12 protein-coding genes are annotated in these 17,754 nt (G+C 39.9%); 3 read left to right on the top strand and 9 right to left on the bottom strand.

What is annotated here, in order from left to right; translation table 11 throughout:
* Nucleotides 1–2 precede the first annotated feature (2 nt).
* Nucleotides 3–863, top strand: coding sequence for a universal stress protein (locus tag KZP23_RS15550; RefSeq protein ID WP_226332710.1), 861 nt, complete (start codon nucleotides 3–5; stop codon nucleotides 861–863).
* Between the two features lie 6 nt (nucleotides 864–869).
* On the opposite strand, the gene KZP23_RS15545 is transcribed toward KZP23_RS15550, so the two are convergent.
* From KZP23_RS15545 to KZP23_RS15515, 7 genes are all read right to left on the bottom strand, one after another.
* Nucleotides 870–1,973: an AI-2E family transporter gene (locus KZP23_RS15545; protein WP_226332709.1), complete on the bottom strand. Its 1,104-nt coding sequence runs from the start codon at nucleotides 1,971–1,973 to the stop codon at nucleotides 870–872.
* A 146-nt stretch (nucleotides 1,974–2,119) separates the two neighbouring features.
* The gene (locus tag KZP23_RS15540) at nucleotides 2,120–2,950 is read right to left on the bottom strand and encodes an endonuclease/exonuclease/phosphatase family protein (protein ID WP_226332708.1); all 831 of its coding nucleotides are present in this window, start codon (nucleotides 2,948–2,950) and stop codon (nucleotides 2,120–2,122) included.
* Nucleotides 2,951–3,082: 132 nt separating this feature from the next.
* Complete coding sequence (locus KZP23_RS15535; protein WP_226332707.1) at nucleotides 3,083–4,003, bottom strand: glycerophosphodiester phosphodiesterase family protein; 921 nt, start codon at nucleotides 4,001–4,003, stop codon at nucleotides 3,083–3,085.
* A 154-nt stretch (nucleotides 4,004–4,157) separates the two neighbouring features.
* A complete protein-coding gene (locus KZP23_RS15530) occupies nucleotides 4,158–5,756 on the bottom strand; it encodes a RagB/SusD family nutrient uptake outer membrane protein (RefSeq protein WP_226332706.1) in 1,599 nt (532 codons plus the stop codon).
* A 14-nt stretch (nucleotides 5,757–5,770) separates the two neighbouring features.
* Nucleotides 5,771–8,989, bottom strand: a complete 3,219-nt coding sequence (locus KZP23_RS15525; RefSeq protein ID WP_226332705.1) for a SusC/RagA family TonB-linked outer membrane protein — start codon at nucleotides 8,987–8,989, stop codon at nucleotides 5,771–5,773.
* A gap of 151 nt (nucleotides 8,990–9,140) precedes the next feature.
* Complete coding sequence (locus tag KZP23_RS15520) at nucleotides 9,141–10,103, bottom strand: FecR family protein (protein ID WP_226332704.1); 963 nt, start codon at nucleotides 10,101–10,103, stop codon at nucleotides 9,141–9,143.
* A gap of 116 nt (nucleotides 10,104–10,219) precedes the next feature.
* Nucleotides 10,220–10,804, bottom strand: coding sequence for an RNA polymerase sigma-70 factor (locus KZP23_RS15515; protein WP_226332703.1), 585 nt, complete (start codon nucleotides 10,802–10,804; stop codon nucleotides 10,220–10,222).
* Nucleotides 10,805–11,219: 415 nt separating this feature from the next.
* Between KZP23_RS15515 and KZP23_RS15510 the strand changes: the two genes are divergently transcribed.
* Complete coding sequence (locus KZP23_RS15510) at nucleotides 11,220–12,554, top strand: sulfatase family protein (RefSeq protein ID WP_226332702.1); 1,335 nt, start codon at nucleotides 11,220–11,222, stop codon at nucleotides 12,552–12,554.
* A 95-nt stretch (nucleotides 12,555–12,649) separates the two neighbouring features.
* Here the strand turns inward: KZP23_RS15510 and KZP23_RS15505 are convergent, their stop codons facing one another.
* On the bottom strand, nucleotides 12,650–14,848 hold the full coding sequence (locus KZP23_RS15505; protein ID WP_226332701.1) for an alpha-L-fucosidase: 2,199 nt from the start codon (nucleotides 14,846–14,848) through the stop codon (nucleotides 12,650–12,652).
* A 624-nt stretch (nucleotides 14,849–15,472) separates the two neighbouring features.
* Here KZP23_RS15505 and KZP23_RS15500 point away from each other — a divergent pair.
* Nucleotides 15,473–16,237: a 3-hydroxyacyl-CoA dehydrogenase NAD-binding domain-containing protein gene (locus KZP23_RS15500; RefSeq protein ID WP_226332700.1), complete on the top strand. Its 765-nt coding sequence runs from the start codon at nucleotides 15,473–15,475 to the stop codon at nucleotides 16,235–16,237.
* A 616-nt stretch (nucleotides 16,238–16,853) separates the two neighbouring features.
* Here the strand turns inward: KZP23_RS15500 and KZP23_RS15495 are convergent.
* Nucleotides 16,854–17,705: a phosphodiester glycosidase family protein gene (locus tag KZP23_RS15495; protein ID WP_226332699.1), complete on the bottom strand. Its 852-nt coding sequence runs from the start codon at nucleotides 17,703–17,705 to the stop codon at nucleotides 16,854–16,856.
* Nucleotides 17,706–17,754 lie beyond the last annotated feature (49 nt).

Below are 17,754 nucleotides of genomic sequence, written 5' to 3'. Positions count from 1 at the left end.
ATATGAACAAGATTTTAGTTCCTTATGATTTTTCTACACCCGCTAAATATGCATTCCGATTTGCGGTGGATATTGCCGAAAAAAGTGGTGGAGAAGTGATATTACTTCATATCATTTACGCCTCTCCTATGTATGAAACCATGTACGTCAAAGGTCTTGGCAACAGTATGGATTTTGACATTATCCAAGAGATGCAGCAATCTGTCCATACAGAAATGCTAAAGCTCTTGGACAATACACCTCTTCCTAATATCAGTACAAAGGTCTTGACAACCCATAATAATATATCCGCTAGTCTATTGGAAAAAATAATCGCTTGGAACATTGACCTTGTCTTGATGGGGACAACAGGCATTAAGGGTTTTGATGGGCTTGTTTTTGGTTCGGTCACTGCAAAAATAGTGCGCAAATCCAGCGTTCCTGTATTGGCCTTGCATAAGGAGACAAAGGTAGCTGCCATCAAGAACATCCTGCTCCCATCCAACCTGGAACATGGACAAGAAAAATTCATCGAAAAACTCAAATCAGTTCAAGCATTTTTCGGTGCAAAACTCCATTTATTGCTGATCAATACACCTGTACATTTCCAGCCAGAAGAAGAAGGAAAAAAGGAACTAGGCAATTTTATCGAACGGCACCAATTGCAAAATTGTCAACCCCATTTCACTTCACATTGGACAGAGGAAAAGGGAATCATCCAATTTCAAAAATCCCATAATATAGACCTTATCACCATGTCCACCCATGGCAGGACCGGTATAAGTCATGCGTTTTATGGAAGTATCACAGAGGATGTGGTCAATCATTCCCTATGTCCTATTTGGACCTTTCGCATCCATAAAACCGATAAAAAGACAGGATAGCAATCATTATTTTTCTTTCCTGCTCCATCTTTGTTTGAATTTGGTCCACAAAGTCTCCTTCTGGCGGAATTCAGGCATTTCATTGCCCAGCAAATACCCAAATGGACGCAAGGATGCTATATGGTCAAATACAATCTTGATGACCCCCATCAATGGTATAAAGAGCATTACCCCGGAAATCCCCCAGGTCCAACCACCCAAAATAATCGCCAGGATGACCGCCAATGGATTGAGTTTTATCTTCATCCCCACCACCATAGGGGTAATCAGGTTGTTCTCTATCAATTGGATGCCCCATAGCAGCAAAAGTGTAAGCAGCGGATAAATGATCGAATCAGTGATCAACAAAACATAAACCACCGAAATCAGAGAAGAGAGAAACACCCCTATATAGGGGATCAAATTAAATATGGACACAAACAAAGCAAAAAACAAAAAGTATTTAACCCCCAATAGATAAAAAACCACACTGGCCATGACAAATACAATGATCGTTACCAGAGACAAGCCTATCAAATAGTTTTTGATCAGGCCACTGGCTTCAACGATCCAGCTCCGATCCCCAAAACCTTTTTCCGCATGGCTCATTTGAAGCTTTCGCAAAAACTCCATAAAAAACTCCTGGTAATACATAAAAAAGAAAACCAATACCGGCATGATCCCCAAGGTCATGATGGTCTCTACCGAATCCATCAAAAAACTACTGATGGTCTTGGTATTCACCAGGCTGGATAGCTGCTTATCCAAATCAGCTACTGTCACTTGTACGCCCAAAACATCTAATTTATCCTGGACATAAACCAAGTATTGCTCCAGCTTATTTCCTATGGCAGGGCTACTCTTTAATAAGCCCACCAGCTGGTTGGCCAGTACATATATCACGACCACAACAAGCAATGTCGTCAAGAGAATACTTACTATAATGGCAATTTGTCTTGGAATCCCCTTTTCTTCCATCCAGTCACATACCGGCAATAAAGCAATGGCCAAAAGTGCGGACCAAGCCACAGGAATAAAAATAAATGAGGCTGTTTTCAAAACCACAAATATCAAGCATAGGGCAATCAAAAAATAGGTAAAGGATTGCAGTATGGATAAATTACGGTTCATGAAAAGCTTTTTGGGTTAATACTTAATAGCTAACTTTTCCAGTCTGATCAAATATATGCCCAAAAAATCATAGAAAACAATAAATCCCCGGGCAATATAGGGGATTTATTACTGAAATACTTTTAGTAATCATTTACAATTAATGCTCAAAACTCCTTTAACACCAGCTTTGCCAAAACGGGGAAATGATCTGAGGCATAAGTTTCATCGATCACCTGATGGGATGACACATCAAAATCCTTAGAGGATTTATAGATGATATAATCAATGATCTTTCTTGGATTATTTGTAGAAGCGGTATTGGCGCAGCCTGTTTTACAGCTCCGTTCAAAATACCTGTCAAAATGAAGTATGGCCGGGCTGCTGGGAACGGCATTAAAATCACCCACTACAATTGCGGGAATTTCATTATCCGTAGATTCATCAAAATATTTGGTGATAAATTTTGCTTGCGCTAAGCCATTGGACTCACTCGTAAAATCCATATGGGTATTTCCAAAATAAAGCTTTGATTCTTCAGTAAGACTTACCGTTACCAAAGAAAGGGTACGCTGTTCAGTTCCCTCTTCTTTAGGTAGCTTGATCGTCTTTTCATTTGATATAGGATACTTGGACAAAATGGCTGTTCCATATTCACCTCCCCTATAATCAATACCCTTGGAGAAATAAAAATAATCAAAACCAGTCATCTCGGCCAATTTTTTTGCCATATGCAAATCTGTTCCGGACCGCTCGGTATACACATCGACTTCCTGCAAACCCACAATATCAGCATTGCTCTCTTTGATTACCTTGGCCACGGCATCCAAGTCAATCAAATCAGGCTTGGATGGTGGATTGGAATGGTGGATATTATAGGACAATACGGTGATTTCCTTTGTGCTTTTTGGTTTTTCTATTTCTGGTGTAGGCTGCTCACCTTCTTTGCAGGAAAGTAAGCCCAACCAGATAGATAATAGGATATAAATGAATTTCATTTTTCTTATGGATTATTTTTTGTGTAAATAGAATTAGTCATCTATGGAAAGCTTCTAATATGGAGTCAAAACAAGCTATTTGAAACTTTCAAAAACGGGTTAAATGGCCCAAGCCAATTAACCTACTTTTATTTATTGATTGGCCAGTTGTTCAAGAACCCTATTCGGGTAGTTACTGATAATTCCGTCCACTCCCAATTCAATCATTTTGGCGATATCAGCTTCTTCATCTACTGTCCAAGTTACCAGCTTCATTCCTGCACTTTTGCATTTTTTTAATAATGCTTCATTTACCATCGTGTACAAGGGACTATACACTTCAGGCACAAAATCCAACTTGGACATATAGGTTTCAAAATCCTTTTTATAAACAGCCAAATACGACAATTTCACATCAGGATATTTCTTATGAAGATAGTTTAAACACCTGGGATCTCCTGACTGGATTACCAAGCGGCCTTTCAGGTTTTTGCTTAATAAAACATCCATCACCTTGTCTGTATATTCCTCATAGGGATAAACGAGTCCATTCTCTTCTTTTAGCTTACTTGATTTTATTTCGATATTGTAGCATATAGGTTCCAAACTGTTTTCTTGGATGAAATTCTCCACTGAATCAATCACATCAGAGGCCAGTGGAATGCTTGTTTTAAACCTTTTTTTATCTGGAAACCTATCATAATACTTACTGCCGATGTCATATTCCTTTATATCAGCGTAATTCATTTTGCAGAAAATCAACCTTTTGGCCTCTTCTTCCGGTATTTCTTCTCCTTGAGTACCTAAGGTATATTTTGGATTAATATGGGCATCATGCGCTAAGATGACCTTTCCGTCCTTTGATATTTGGAGATCGAACTCCAAGGTATTTACTCCTAATTTGACAGCTTCAATCATCGCCTCCAAGGTGTTTTGGGGCATCAATCCTGCAGCTCCCCTGTGGCCTTCTACTTTGGTTTTTTGAGGCTGTGGGCCATATGTTTCTTGTCGTGCCAATAAAGGATGTAAACCAAATACCAGTGTCGCAAACAAAATTAGTTGTGGTCCTCTCATATAAGTTTGATGATTTTTGAGGTATAGATTGAGATAATAGTAGCTAGAGTTTGAAGTAAAAAATCCTTGAAAAGAATCCTATAACTGATTTTAAAAAAGGGCCCAAAAAGCATGACTATTTGGGCCCAAATTCAATTATACAAAACAAGTAAAATTAATAACCAGGATTTTGTTTCAATCCAGGATTAACTTTTAAACTACTTTCATGGTATGGCCATAAATACTGGTGCTGGGCAAAAGACCTATCCTCGATTTTTAAGGAAACCAATTGTCCATCGACTTTTCTTGTATGCCCCAAAGCTGGTTGGTTCAATACCTCTTCGGCGATCCTCCAACGGATAATATCATCATATCTACGGCCTTCTGCAGCCAATTCTATCCTTCTTTCATTTCTGATCAGCTCAACCCACTCGTTTTGGCTAAACGCGCTGTATTCAGGAAGGGTCACATCTGCTTCGGACATGTCCAGACCAGCGCGTTCTCTCAATTGGTTAATGCAGTCCTTGGCCAATGCATCCACATCATTCATCATGATCTTAGCTTCTGCATAGGTCAATAATACTTCTGCATACCTCAAAAGCGGAAATTCCATATTACTGCCATTTTTGAAAGCATCATCATCAGAGACGAACTTACGGAACCAATAACCTGAACCACTTGCACGGTTTTTTTCATAAAACATGGTAGATTCAGGGTTATAAACATCAATAGGTTCTCCATAGAATTCATCCCCATGCCCCATAATACTGAATGCATACCTTGGATCCCTGTTCAAATTAGGATCAAGTTCGTATTCCTCCTTCGTATGATAAGGACAATCATCAATGGCATTGCCTTGTAAAGTCCAATAACTGTCTACCAGGGATTTCAACGGCACAACATAAGATTGGCCATAACCAGTTCTAAAATGGGGACCTAAATGTGGAAATGCATAGGTGCTACCACTGTAACTTTCTCTATTTTGATGAAGGATCACCTCATCATTTTTATCGGAAGCCTCATATTGGAACAATTCCCCATAAACCGGATGCAATGAATATTCTTTGCTGTCTATAATTTCTTTGGCCAACCTTGCTGCTAACTCGTAACGCTCAAAATACAAGGCATAACGCATGACGATAGCCTTCATAGAAAGTTGGTTAAACATGTATTTATTGGAAGAATAAGTTCCCACAGGAAGCTTATTGGCGATTTCTTCTCCTAGAGGAAAGATGGTATTCAATACTTCTTCTTTGGGGGTAACAGGCTGTCTGGCTTCATCCAAATCAGCAGGTTCAAGAACGAAGGGAACATCCCCCCATCTCGAGGTCAAAATAAAATAATGCCAAACACGGATACCCTGAAGGATATTAGAATATCTTTCTCTTACGGCTTCATCTTCCACATAAGGCACACCTACCTTGTCTATAAACGTATTCAACCTTCCTAAGTGCTTCATATGCAAACTATAATAATATTCCACTACCCTGGAATTGGCATTCAAATTACCATTGGCAATGACCTGATGGTGGTCTCCGCTAAGTCGGGCATAAGCATTGTCAGATCGTCCATCCTGCATATAAATCAACAACCTACGATCGCTATTGTGAGTAAAAACATCTCTATAACTACTGTAAACTACTCGACGTAGGTCCTCTTCATCATTATAAAATTCATCAAATGATGTAGCCGTTGGATCGGTCTTGTCCAAGAAGTTCTCGCAGCCCATAAGGGACATACATGCTAGAATTAATATTATCGTTAATTTTCTCATTGCTCACTATTGATTTAAAGTATGGTGAATTTCACGCCAAGACTATATGTAGCCATTCTTGGATAGCTTCCATTTCCTCCATTGTCTTCAGGCTCCAATCCTTCCCAGTTGGTAAAAGTGAATGCATCTTGTGCATTGATGTACATGCGTAAGTTTTGTACACCTTTGATTGGTTTTGGAATCGTATAGCCCAATTGCAAGGTCTTGATTCTGAAATAAGAAGCATCACTTAACCATATATCACTTAAATTGGCATTTGGACTTGTCCCTGTCCATACTCTAGGAAATCTACTGTTAGGGGTTTCTGGTGTCCATCTATTATCCATATAATATTGTCTTGGGGTTCCAAGAGCATTGGTATTCCCGTCCATGATGACTGGATATCCCTCAAGACCATTTACCCTTCCCAGTCTTTTGCCAACTCCTTGGCCCAAGAAACTGAAATCCCAGTTCTTAAACCTTAAATTCATATTTACCGAATAGTTCATATGAGGAAAAGGATCACCTAGATATACCCTATCGTTCTCATTGATGATACCGTCATTGTTTTGATCTATATAGCGGATATCACCTGGAAGGGTGTTAGGTAGCTTGGCTTCTGTGGAATTTATCTCTTCTTCTGTTTGAAAATAACCATCACTTTCATAACCATAATAATTATTGATGGAACTTCCATTATACCAGATTTTATCTATATCTCCTTTAAAGACCAAAGTATCCGATTCATTATAGCCCGCTTTGAGGATTTTGTTTTTATTGTCAAACAACATACCACCAATGCTGTACTCAAAATCCCCTACTTTATCACTCCAATTGGCTGATACTTCCCAACCCTTGTTTTCCACTTCACCGATATTTACAGAAGTTTCTAAATAATAGGATCCAGTAAGAGGTGGTACTGGAAAATTCCCATACACAAGGTCTGTAGAGAGCTTATTGTAAAGCTCTCCTGTAAACATCAGCCTGTTCTTCAATAAGCTTACATCTAGGCCAATATTGCTTTGTGTTTGGTTTTCCCAAGTAAAGCTAGGATTAGGTACCCTCATGGTCCATCCCCAGGTATTTACATCTTCCTGCCATAAATAAGGGTCCACGTTTTCGTTCCCTACTTTACCATAGGACATCCTCAACTTGATATTATTGACAATACCTCTTTCATTAAGATCTCTAAAGAAGCTTTCATTGTGCATGTTCCAGGCAACTGCTGCTGAAGGGAAGAATCCCCAACGATAGCCAGGAGCAAACTTGGAACTACCATCCCTTCTTGCTGTCACTTCCAATAAGTAACGCTCATCAAAAGAATAGTTCACTTTGGTATAAAAAGAAGCCTTGGCAATCTCCCTATAGTCCGTATAGACATGGTTCATGATCTCAGAACCGGCTATCAAATAAATTTTGTCCTTTTCCTTTCTTAACTTACTCTCATAGTTGATATTACCCCTAGCAGTAAACTGGCTGACACTTACTCCTTGGGAAGCACCTACGGCATTGGCCCAAGTAGTAGTTGGCCTTCCTTCTTCATCGTAGAATTTAAAAGTCTCTCTTTTATATTTATTTGCAGACTTATTGATCATATAGGATACATTGCCGCTTAAGTGCAAGTTGTCATTGATATGATACTTTGGTCTCAGGTTAATGGTGCTCCTGTCATACAAGTTATTATAGAGCCCTCCATGGTGGATACTGGCTACAGGGTTTCTGTCATCATATAAGGCATAATGCTCTGGAAGATCAGAATCATAAAATACTGCCTGGGTAGGGTTCATTCTCCAAGCATCAGTATATAGGCCATGACCGTTTGTATTGGCATAAAGTCTGTCTACTTGTAACCTTCTTGCATAAAAATCAGCCAAAAGCACAAACTTATCATTGATATTGATATTGGTATTGAAACGGGCAGAAAATCTTTCACTTCCTTCATTGATATTCAAGCCATTCTCCTTTAAGTATGCCAGCATTAAGTTGAAGGTACCTACACCACCTCCTCCTGAGATATTGGAAGAAACATTATAGGAATGTGCCTTCCTCTCCATGATCTCTTCTAACCAATTGGTATTGGGCAATTCACCCTGCTCACTCAAAGCGATATCTTCATCTGTATAAAGTAAGCTCTGGCCCTGAATCGTTCTGGCTTCATTATTAAGCCTCATATAATCAGCTGAATTCACAAAGTCAGGCATCATAATAGGATCATTGACCGCCGTCCAAGCGTGCATATCTACCTTGAACTTACCCGTAGTACCTCTTTTGGTTTCGATGATGATTACCCCATTGGCTCCCCTAGAACCGTACATAGAGGCTGAAGCGGCATCTTTTAGCACACTGATGCTCTTGATTTGGTTGGGATCAAGGTCTGTTAAGCTTTGCTCCATACCATCCACAATGACCAATGGAGAAGCACTTTGAAGTGTTGCAATACCACGAATATTGATACTTCCCGGTGTACCGCCAGGAATATTGGAAGCTTGCATCATCGTCACACCTGGAATAGTCCCACTGAATACTTCCTGCAATTTTCCAAGAGGACGGTTTACCGCTCTTTCCATATCCAAATCAGAAACAGCTGATGCTACGTGCTTCTTCTCTACTGCACTATAACCAAAAACAACCACCTCATCCAAAGACGCACTTTCTTCCTGTAACACCATATTGATAGTCGAGCGGTTGTTTACCGATATCTCTTGGTCACTAAAACCAAGCATGCTAAATATCAATATGGCATTATTATCCGCTTTTAAGGAGAATTTCCCATCCAAATCCGCTACCGTACCTATATTGGTTCCTTTAACCAATACTGTCGCCCCCGGAAGTGGCTGACCTGCTTGATCACGGATGGTTCCGGTAATCAATATCTTATCTAAAACTGCAGTTTTGCCCTCTTCAAGCTTCACTGAAATGCTATTATTAAGTTGCTGAAACTTCAAAGGGTGGGTTTTGGCCAGGATATCCAAAAGTTCCGCCACAGTAATTTGCCGCTTGGCCAAGCTAAATTTCAAATCACTTTCTATGATACGCTCATCATAGAGAAATACAAAGTCAGTCATCGCCTCGACTTGCTCGAACACCGATTCCAAACTGGCATTTTTTGCCTCAAATTCTATACTGATCTCTTTGGGATTTTGGCCTTGAACGACATTCGCCAAGGATAGCTGCATACTCAATAACTGCAGTCCCAAAAGTAGGGACAACAGCTTTGTCTTGCGCAGCAATTGTTTTGTAATAGTATTAAACATAAATTCAAAGGTTAATTAAGTTAATTTTAAGGTTTAATTTACTGGTACTTAAAATGCTTGTTAGCAGTGGTAAGCCAATTTTCGACCCCTGGCTTACCGCTTTTTTTTAAGCGCAGGATTCTTCTGGATTTGGTATTAATTCATAGGCATCTCATTTTTTGTTGGAAGCTATTTTTATAGTACCATTGGAAGTTTTTTCCCAATGAATGTCTTTGATAAACTGGATTTGATTTAAAAGATTGGACAAACTGTCCTTTTTGAATTTTCCTGATACGGTCTGCATGGCCGTGGCCTGATCTTCAAAAATGATCCGAACATCATAATTCCGCTCAATAATCCGCCCCACTTCCTCCAATGAGATATTGTTCAAATAAAAAATCCCCCTTCTCCAGGCCAATACCCTGTCCATATCCACTGCATGCTTAGACAATGCATTATTTCCATCCAGCTGTGCTTCTTGATGGGCAAGCAGGGTCACCTTTTCTCCTTTTGATATGCTTTCCACCAGCACCTTCCCTTCCAGCACACTGACCCTAGGAAGTTCATTCTTATAGGCATTTACGTTAAAGGAGGTCCCCAGCACACTGGTATTCAGTTTCTCAGCATAAACTTTAAAAGGCCTTTTGGCATCCTTGGCCACTTCAAAATAAACTTCACCAGTCACCTTTACTTCTCTGCTTGATTTGCCAAAGTGTTTGGGGTAAGATATACTGGAAAGGGCATTCAAAAAGACCTTACTGCCATCTTGTAGGCTAAGTTCTAAGACCTCTCCTGTGGCGGTTTGCTGAGTCACCCAGTTTTTTTCAGTATCATCTACTACAGTAGAATAAATCCAATACCCGGCCAGTAACAAAACTGTCACCGTAGCCGCATACTTCCATAGACCAATAGAATGGGAGCTGGCTTTCGGCACATCTGTATGGGCAGGCTTGGCTTGCTCCTGAATACGACTAAAAATCTCTCTCTTGACATTTCCCAGATCTTCCTCTGCCAAGTCATATTTAGATGTACTCAGCTGTTCAAACCATTTATCTATGATTTGATTTTCATCCTCGGATGTCTTTCCCTCAAGGTATTTTTTTAGAAGCTGATCAAATTCTCTTTCGCTCATCATTCGCGTGTCATTTGATCTATAGTAGAAGAAGAGATGCGCTGCACCTATGAAAAAATATAAAAAATCAGAATTTTAATAATTAGTTAACAAACAAAACCTATACTTAACACTGAAAATCACAAAATACCCAAAATAAACATCATGGCCACACCCAAATCGGCTGATTTTCTTAAATGGTTTAATGCCTTATTTAATTGGTTTTCAACGGTACTCTTTGAAATCCCCAACCTATTGGCGATTTCCTGATTGGACAAATGCTGGTACCTGCTCAAAGTAAAAATTTCCCTACACCTGGAGGGCAGTTCAACCAGCCGACTATCAATTTGATGATGAAGCTCTTCAAAATAAATCTTTTCTTCTACATCATTGCTTAAGTGAAGGACTTCATTAAAATGTGCTATGAACTTTTTCTGTAAATCTTGTCTCCTGATATGTTCTACAAAACGGTATTTCGTTGCTTGATAAAGATAAGCATATGGATTCTTGATGGATAAAGACTGTCTTCTGTTCCATAAGTCCAAAAATATCTCCTGTACAAAGTCCTTGCTCAGCTCCTCATCCCCTGTTACCCTAACACTCAATTTGAAAAGCTTCTCCCAATATTTATTGTATAGGTGCTCAAAAGCCTCCCAAGAGCCTTCTTTCATTGCTGCTATTTCATAACAATCTTCGCTGAGTTCCTTTTCGTAAATTTGGGACATATCCTAAGTATCTAACTTTTAGAAAACGTTTACAAAAGTCTAAGAATTATCAAGAAAAATTGAAAAACATATATTATGCTTTCTTTAACAATTCTCTACAATCATAAACCCAAAAATATTTTAATTAAACAAATATTCAATCATCAATAACGAACTTTAATAGTTTATTCTCCTTGCTTTGTAATATATTCAAAATTTATCATTTAATAAAAGTAATTAATACAAAATTTAGCATAACATTGCTATCTGAAATAAATTTACCTTCAACAAGTTTATTTTTTTCATTTTATACTTAACCTATACAGCTAATTTGATCATTTTCTTTTATGCCCATATACCGACCAATGCCAAAGACAATCAACCGGAGCAGAAAACTGGCTGCATATGGGTATCAGCTATCTAAAATTATATGATTATGAATAAGAAAAATCTCTTCAATTACATTTTAGTTGTTTTCACTACTTTCCTCTTTACAGCAGGCATTCATCAGGACACAAATGCAGCTACTACTCCCCCTAATATCATCATCTTTTTCACCGATGACCAAGGCTATGCAGATGTGGGCAGTTACGGCGCTGAAGGCTATGAAACGCCCAACTTTGATGAATTAGCTGCCAATGGCATCAGATTCACCGATTTTTATGTACCTGCTACGGTATGTACCCCCTCCAGGGCTGGACTATTGACTGGTCGCTATCCCAAAAGAAGTGATCTCCACGAAGCAGTCCTATTTCCTTATTCTGAAGGAGGATTAGCCCCTGAAGAATATACCATGGCTGAAATGCTCAAAGCCAGTGGTTACACCACTTCCTGCATTGGCAAATGGCACTTGGGACACAAAGAAGTGTATATGCCCAATAACCAAGGCTTTGATGAATTTTATGGCGTGCCCTATTCCAATGATATGGATGGATACTATTATAAAAATAATGATTTCCAATCTCCCCCACTTCCTTTTTACAGAAATACTGAATTGATAGAAGAAGGTCCTGACCAGCACTACCTGACCAAAAGATATACTGAGGAAACTATTCGACAAATACAGGGTCGCGGAGAAAAGCCTTTCTTTATTTACCTGGCTCATAATATGCCGCATAAGCCATTATATGCCTCACCAGAATTTGAGGGAAAAAGCGGTAAAGGGATATATGCAGATGTGATCATGGAATTGGATTGGAGCATGGGAGAAATCGTTAAAACCTTAAAAGAAGAAGGTATTTATGATAACACCATCATTATTTTCACGTCCGATAATGGTCCACAAGTAGGTTCTGCCAAACCCCTAAGAGGCAAAAAAGCCCAAACATGGGAAGGCGGTCAACGTGTACCAGGAATCATATCCTGGCCAGCAGCGATCCCCGCAGGTATCGAAAGCCATCAGTTTGTAAGCACCATGGACCTCTTTCCTACCCTCGCCCATATTGCTGGGGCCAAAATCCCCGAAGACTTGAAAATGGATGGAATGGACATCAGCAAACACCTGTATAAACCTAATAAAACTACACTTCCGGAACGTCCTCTATATTACTTTGCAAGGAATGGAAAAGTGGAAGCTGTCAGGCTTGGAAAATGGAAGTTACATATAGAAAAATCCATTGGCTGGAATCAGCAAGATAATGGCACTTTCACAGTATCCCTTTATAATCTGGATGAGGATATTTCTGAAGAAAGCAATGTGGCAGATAAATACCCTGATATGGTCAAAAAGCTGACAAGCATGATAAAAGCGGCTGAAGAAGACATCTCCTGAGCTATTATATTTCATTTCAATAACCAGAATAAAAACGCCCGACATCAAGGTATCGGGCGCTTTTATTTATTCCAGTGAGGAAGTATTATCCTTCCTTATTCTACAATTACCTCATCCACATATAACCATGCCTTTCCTCCGGAATTAAAATGCGGATGCGGACAAACCCCAATATTCGCAGCGTCGATCCTGATATACCTTGCGGCTTCCGACATGCTGTCCAGTACATAATCTTTCTTATAAATCTCCATGGCAAAGGGAGAGATATTATACTTCACGGTTCCCCCCAATTTAAAATCTTTACCATCCTTCGATAAATGGAAATTGACTGAATCAGGTACAAAAATCGATTCATATACATTCTTCAAAAAACCCACAGAAATCCTTTCAAGCGCCACTTCCTCACCTAAATCTATCGTCACATCAAAATCGCGGCCTTCAAATCCCAACCATTCACCAGAACGATGGTCAAGCCCCCCTCTATCATAATCCATAAGACTTTCTGCTGTCAAGCCCCTGTGCTCATTATCCCATGGTTCTTTGAGTGTAAGCCCTGCATTTTTCTTCACCTTGGTCACCAACTGAGTACCCACCGGACTGTCTGCATAGCCCTTTTTCTTGGCCAATGTTTTGATGAGCTTAGTCTCATCAATGCTGATCTCATGCTCATACACTGAAGAACTTTCATCAGGCATGGAGCCATCCAATGTATAATAAATGGTCGCTCCAGGGGTGCTGTTTTCCAGTTGAAAGGTATAAGTATCACTGAATAAATAGATGTCCTCATGGTCTGTATGGATACTTTTTACGTGTACTTCTTCCAGTGAAGCAGAAGCTTTTCCTTCAATCTTAAAAACATAGGCTTGATGGGAAGCATGCGGCAAAGCGTTTTTTATACTTGCCGGGGTTGCTATCCTTAACACCCCATCATCAAAATGCCAGTTCAGGGCCTTGTCCGAGCCCAACAATTGTATACTCGCCTCCTTTGCAGGTATCACTTTGGTCAATTCCAAGGCTTCTTCCGGCCAAGATAAACATAGGGCATAAACGGTCTTGCCATCTTTGCTTCTGGTATAATAAACCTGTTCATTTTCACTGAAATAGTCAAAACTTCTCGTTTTATAGATTCCCTCTCCATTAATATCCAACCATTCCCCTATTTCCTTCATACTTGCCCTCGCAGCCTCAGGGATCTCCCCACTGGCAGGTGGGCCGACATCCAAAAGCAAATTTCCTCCTTTGGCTACCACCTCAATCAGTACATCAATGATCTCTTTAGAAGGTTTAAAGACATCATTGATCCTATGGGACCATCCTTCTCCCAAAGACATACATAATTCCCAAGGCTTTGGAAGAGGTTTCTCAGGAAGATGGTGCCTTCCTTCAGGGGACATATAGTTTTCATGCCTGCCTCCTGCAAGTCGGTCAACCACGATCAGGCCTGGTTGGTGCTTTCTGGTCATACTGGCTATCCTATCCATATCTATATCCTGATTGGCCACAGGCAGCACCTGTGCCCCATCCAGCCACAAAATATCAATGGGCCCATATCCTGTCATTAACTCTTCTATCTGCTTATAAGTATAATCCTTAAAGCGCTTCCACTTTTCCGGATATTCCCTGGGGTCATAATTCACACTGTGGTCGGTAACCGGGAAATCTGGTGACCAGTAATTTTCATTATGCCAATCTGGTTTGGAAAAATAGGTTCCTACACTGATTCCCTTGTCCCTGAATGCCTCAAACAAAACTTTGGTAACATTGGCATTTTCATTGGAATGGAAAGGACAAGCTGCCCCAGTAGTGCTAAAATCCGTTTGCTGGGTATCAAACAGACAAAAGCCGTCATGGTGCTTGGTCACCATCACAAAGTATTTCATCCCTGCTGAACTGGCCGCGTTGGCCCATTGCTCAGGATCGAATTGCTCAGGATTAAAGGTCTCATTAAGCCTGTAATAATCCTTAAAATACCTGTCAAAATCCCGATCTCGCTCAGCAAAGGCTGGCCCAATCTCCCTAGTGCCTTCAAAATTCTTGATTAAAGGCCAAGAAGCTACCGCTCCCCATTGGCTGTAAATCCCCCAATGCACAAAAAAACCAAACTTTTGATCCTGCCATTGCTCCAGCTTTTCCAATACCAAAGGATCTGTTTCAAGCTCCGTAGGATCAAAATTCATGGAAGCATTATCCTTTGTGGCTCCTTGCTCTTTTTGTTCTTGACATCCAAACAGGCCCAATATAAAAACTGCCATTGCAGCCAATATGCCCTGCTGATTCTTAATAGATAAACTCATTTGATCTTAATAAAATATAATAAATTATCTTTTTCAGGTTAATTTGGGAATTGCCAAGAGGGAAATCGTTTTTAAGGTATCAGTGTATAGATATCAGCCTTAGCGGACCTGTCTAAGCACCAGCTAGAGTCGAAAGCTAAACGTAGGACCTCAACTCAGCTCGTTCTACCCCTTATTAGCCATTAAATCACAACATTGGCCTAAAGGCAATTTCCCTGGAATTGCCAACCGCTTTGAAATCATTATATGGGCCTATCTACTGGTGATCCATCAAAAATGATTTTTTAGCTATTACTACACCTTATGCCTTTGGTCTCTCCAAGTTGGAATCGACAAATTTCGTCTGACCTCCCTAAACTCACCATTCAAATTTAGACCAAAAGCACTAAACAAACCCAGTGTAAGTGAATTTAATTCGAATTATTCGATAATATTTGACCATTTAAAAGAAATGAACAGCCTGCTCCATCAACAAAAAGCACATCAAGTAGAGTGATATCAAGACAATCATAGGGAGAGGAGGCCCTAAATACACTTAAGCCTACGGAATTAGAGGCCTTTGCACCCAAATGATAGAAAATTACGTTAATCATTTCAACATCAAATCCTTAATCAAATCATACTGTGATAAATTTCAAAAATATAACCCTTGCTGGAAGCGGCGTATTGGGTTACCAAATCGCATTTCAGTCTGCTTTTCACGGCTATAATGTTACCGTGTATGATATCTCTGATAAAGTATTGGAAAAAGCAAAAGGCAAATTTGAAGGCTTAAAAGCGGCCTATAAAAGAGACCTGAAGGCCACGGAAGAGCAACTGCAAGCCACCTATGAGAATTTAAACTACCAATCAAACCTTGCCGAAGCAGTTAAGGACGCAGACCTGATGATAGAGGCCATTCCTGAAAATCCCAAAATCAAAATTGAGTTTTATGAAAAGCTGGCCAAAGTGGCACCTGAAAAAACGGTGTTTGCCACCAATTCTTCTACCCTGCTTCCCAGCCAATTTGCGGCTCATACAGGAAGACCATCAAAATTTTTGGCCTTGCATTTTGCCAATGAAATCTGGAAACATAATACCGCAGAAGTGATGGGACATTCGCAAACAGATCCGGAGGTTTTCCAGGCCATAGTAGACATTGATAAAACATGGATGAAAGGTACCGGAGCTCCTTTAGGACCTGTGGCCATTCTGGATATTATCGGCATTACAACCATGTATAATATCAATAAAAACATCGCTGAACAAACCCAGGATCCTTTGATGAACAATATTTTGGAATACCTACAGGACAACTTTATCAAGAAAAATAAATTGGGTGTATCCACTGGGGAAGGATTTTATTCCTACCCCAATCCCAACTATCAAAAAGCTGATTTCTTGAAATAACCCTTAAATTAGCCAATAAGAGGCTGTCTCATAATCAAAGCTCAGCAAAGTTGAACAAATAATATTTTCTGATTATCCGCAATGATGCCAGTAACCTTAAATCCTTTGCTTAAGTGGTCGGGAGTTTGAAGACTGAAGACCGAAGCAGTTGATGTTTTAATTAAAACGAACATTTCGATTCGCTTTTAACTTTTACTGGTGCAATTGCGGATATACATTTAATATTTCACCTCAAATGAATGATCAGCAGTGGATCGGTATTGAATAATTTGTGTCTAGATTAACAGACTAGCTAAGTACCGGTCGAATGTCGATTAGCAATTCATTATTGTCCTGAAATCTGAAGAATCTTTGGTCTACGAATCCTGAACATTCCTTTTGAGACAGCCTCTTATAATATTAACTCTAGTTTGCCCTATAAATCCATGTCAAACATTCATTGCTAGCCCCTTTAAGATAAGACCTGAATTGCAAAGGCCGCCCCCCCCTTCTTGATGGAGGCTGCCACAGCCCCTTGCCAATACAGCTCATTTAAGTCTACCAATGACCTAGAATACATATTGGCTCAGCTGGATGTTTTTTATCATCTCCAACTAAATAACATTCGCGATTCTTATCAATCCTTAGTGATATAGAATATACCTTTAACAGCCCTTTCACTCCCATCAGTGGGTACATTCACAATATCATCTTCATCATAGCCCTTCACATACAAGGTACTGGAACCTCCCCCATCAAGATTAAGGATATCATCACAGCCTAGCGCATCGCAAAAGAACTGAACCTCATCCAGGCTCATACCCGCGGCATTTTCAGACCTTCCTCCAATAACAATCAACAATAGGTGACCATTATTAAAGGCAATTACAGAGCGAGGGTGTCTCTTGAGAACAAAAGGAGTGCCTGACAGGTCTACCATCTTTTCATTATCCATGAGCAGCGGACCAGAGGTAAGGGCATGGTCGGCCTTCCCTGCAATCCCCTTTTCCTTCTCCCTGGACCAACCTGTGATATCCACCTGATTATTAAAAACCACCACGGCCCCAGTGCCCCTTGTCTCAAATTCGGCGGAGTCAGTTCTTGCAAGTACTTTTCCATCAACCATCACCAAATGACGGCTATCTCCCAGTGGTTCTGCATGATTCCTAAAGAAAGACCCATTTATGGCAGCAATGGCATCATTTGCTTTGGCTTGCACAGAGGTCTTTTCCATATAATCTGCCATTCCAACCAAATAATTTACTTTAGCCTTGGCCGTATCTATTTCCAACATAAATATTTCCTGTGGAGCATCAAATAGCCGCATACTGGCAGTCTTGACCCTCATGCCTTTGGCTACCTTTTTGGTTTCCCATTCTACGCTTTGAATCTTTTCTTTGTCTGCCTCATTCCACTTGACAGTGGATACTTGTTGTGCAGTGACGCCACTACTTATTAGCATCAACAATAGGTATATTCTCATCATCATTCTAGTCCTGATTAAAATTTTAATAATTCATTTCTACATTCCTGACTAT

Source organism: Echinicola marina (assembly GCF_020463795.1).
Classification (GTDB): domain Bacteria; phylum Bacteroidota; class Bacteroidia; order Cytophagales; family Cyclobacteriaceae; genus Echinicola; species Echinicola marina.
Note: the sequence above shows the minus strand (reverse complement) of the source record. Positions and strands in the feature narration are given on the sequence as shown.

What these genes read in the sequence shown, in the direction of transcription:
- KZP23_RS15550 (WP_226332710.1), top strand. Translation starts at nt 3, where the DNA reads ATGAACAAGATTTTAGTTCCTTATGATTTTTCTACACCCGCTAAATAT.
- KZP23_RS15545 (WP_226332709.1), bottom strand. Translation starts at nt 1,973, where the DNA reads ATGAACCGTAATTTATCCATACTGCAATCCTTTACCTATTTTTTGATT.
- KZP23_RS15540 (WP_226332708.1), bottom strand. Translation starts at nt 2,950, where the DNA reads ATGAAATTCATTTATATCCTATTATCTATCTGGTTGGGCTTACTTTCC.
- KZP23_RS15535 (WP_226332707.1), bottom strand. Translation starts at nt 4,003, where the DNA reads ATGAGAGGACCACAACTAATTTTGTTTGCGACACTGGTATTTGGTTTA.
- KZP23_RS15530 (WP_226332706.1), bottom strand. Translation starts at nt 5,756, where the DNA reads ATGAGAAAATTAACGATAATATTAATTCTAGCATGTATGTCCCTTATG.
- KZP23_RS15525 (WP_226332705.1), bottom strand. Translation starts at nt 8,989, where the DNA reads ATGTTTAATACTATTACAAAACAATTGCTGCGCAAGACAAAGCTGTTG.
- KZP23_RS15520 (WP_226332704.1), bottom strand. Translation starts at nt 10,103, where the DNA reads ATGATGAGCGAAAGAGAATTTGATCAGCTTCTAAAAAAATACCTTGAG.
- KZP23_RS15515 (WP_226332703.1), bottom strand. Translation starts at nt 10,804, where the DNA reads ATGTCCCAAATTTACGAAAAGGAACTCAGCGAAGATTGTTATGAAATA.
- KZP23_RS15510 (WP_226332702.1), top strand. Translation starts at nt 11,220, where the DNA reads ATGAATAAGAAAAATCTCTTCAATTACATTTTAGTTGTTTTCACTACT.
- KZP23_RS15505 (WP_226332701.1), bottom strand. Translation starts at nt 14,848, where the DNA reads ATGAGTTTATCTATTAAGAATCAGCAGGGCATATTGGCTGCAATGGCA.
- KZP23_RS15495 (WP_226332699.1), bottom strand. Translation starts at nt 17,705, where the DNA reads ATGATGATGAGAATATACCTATTGTTGATGCTAATAAGTAGTGGCGTC.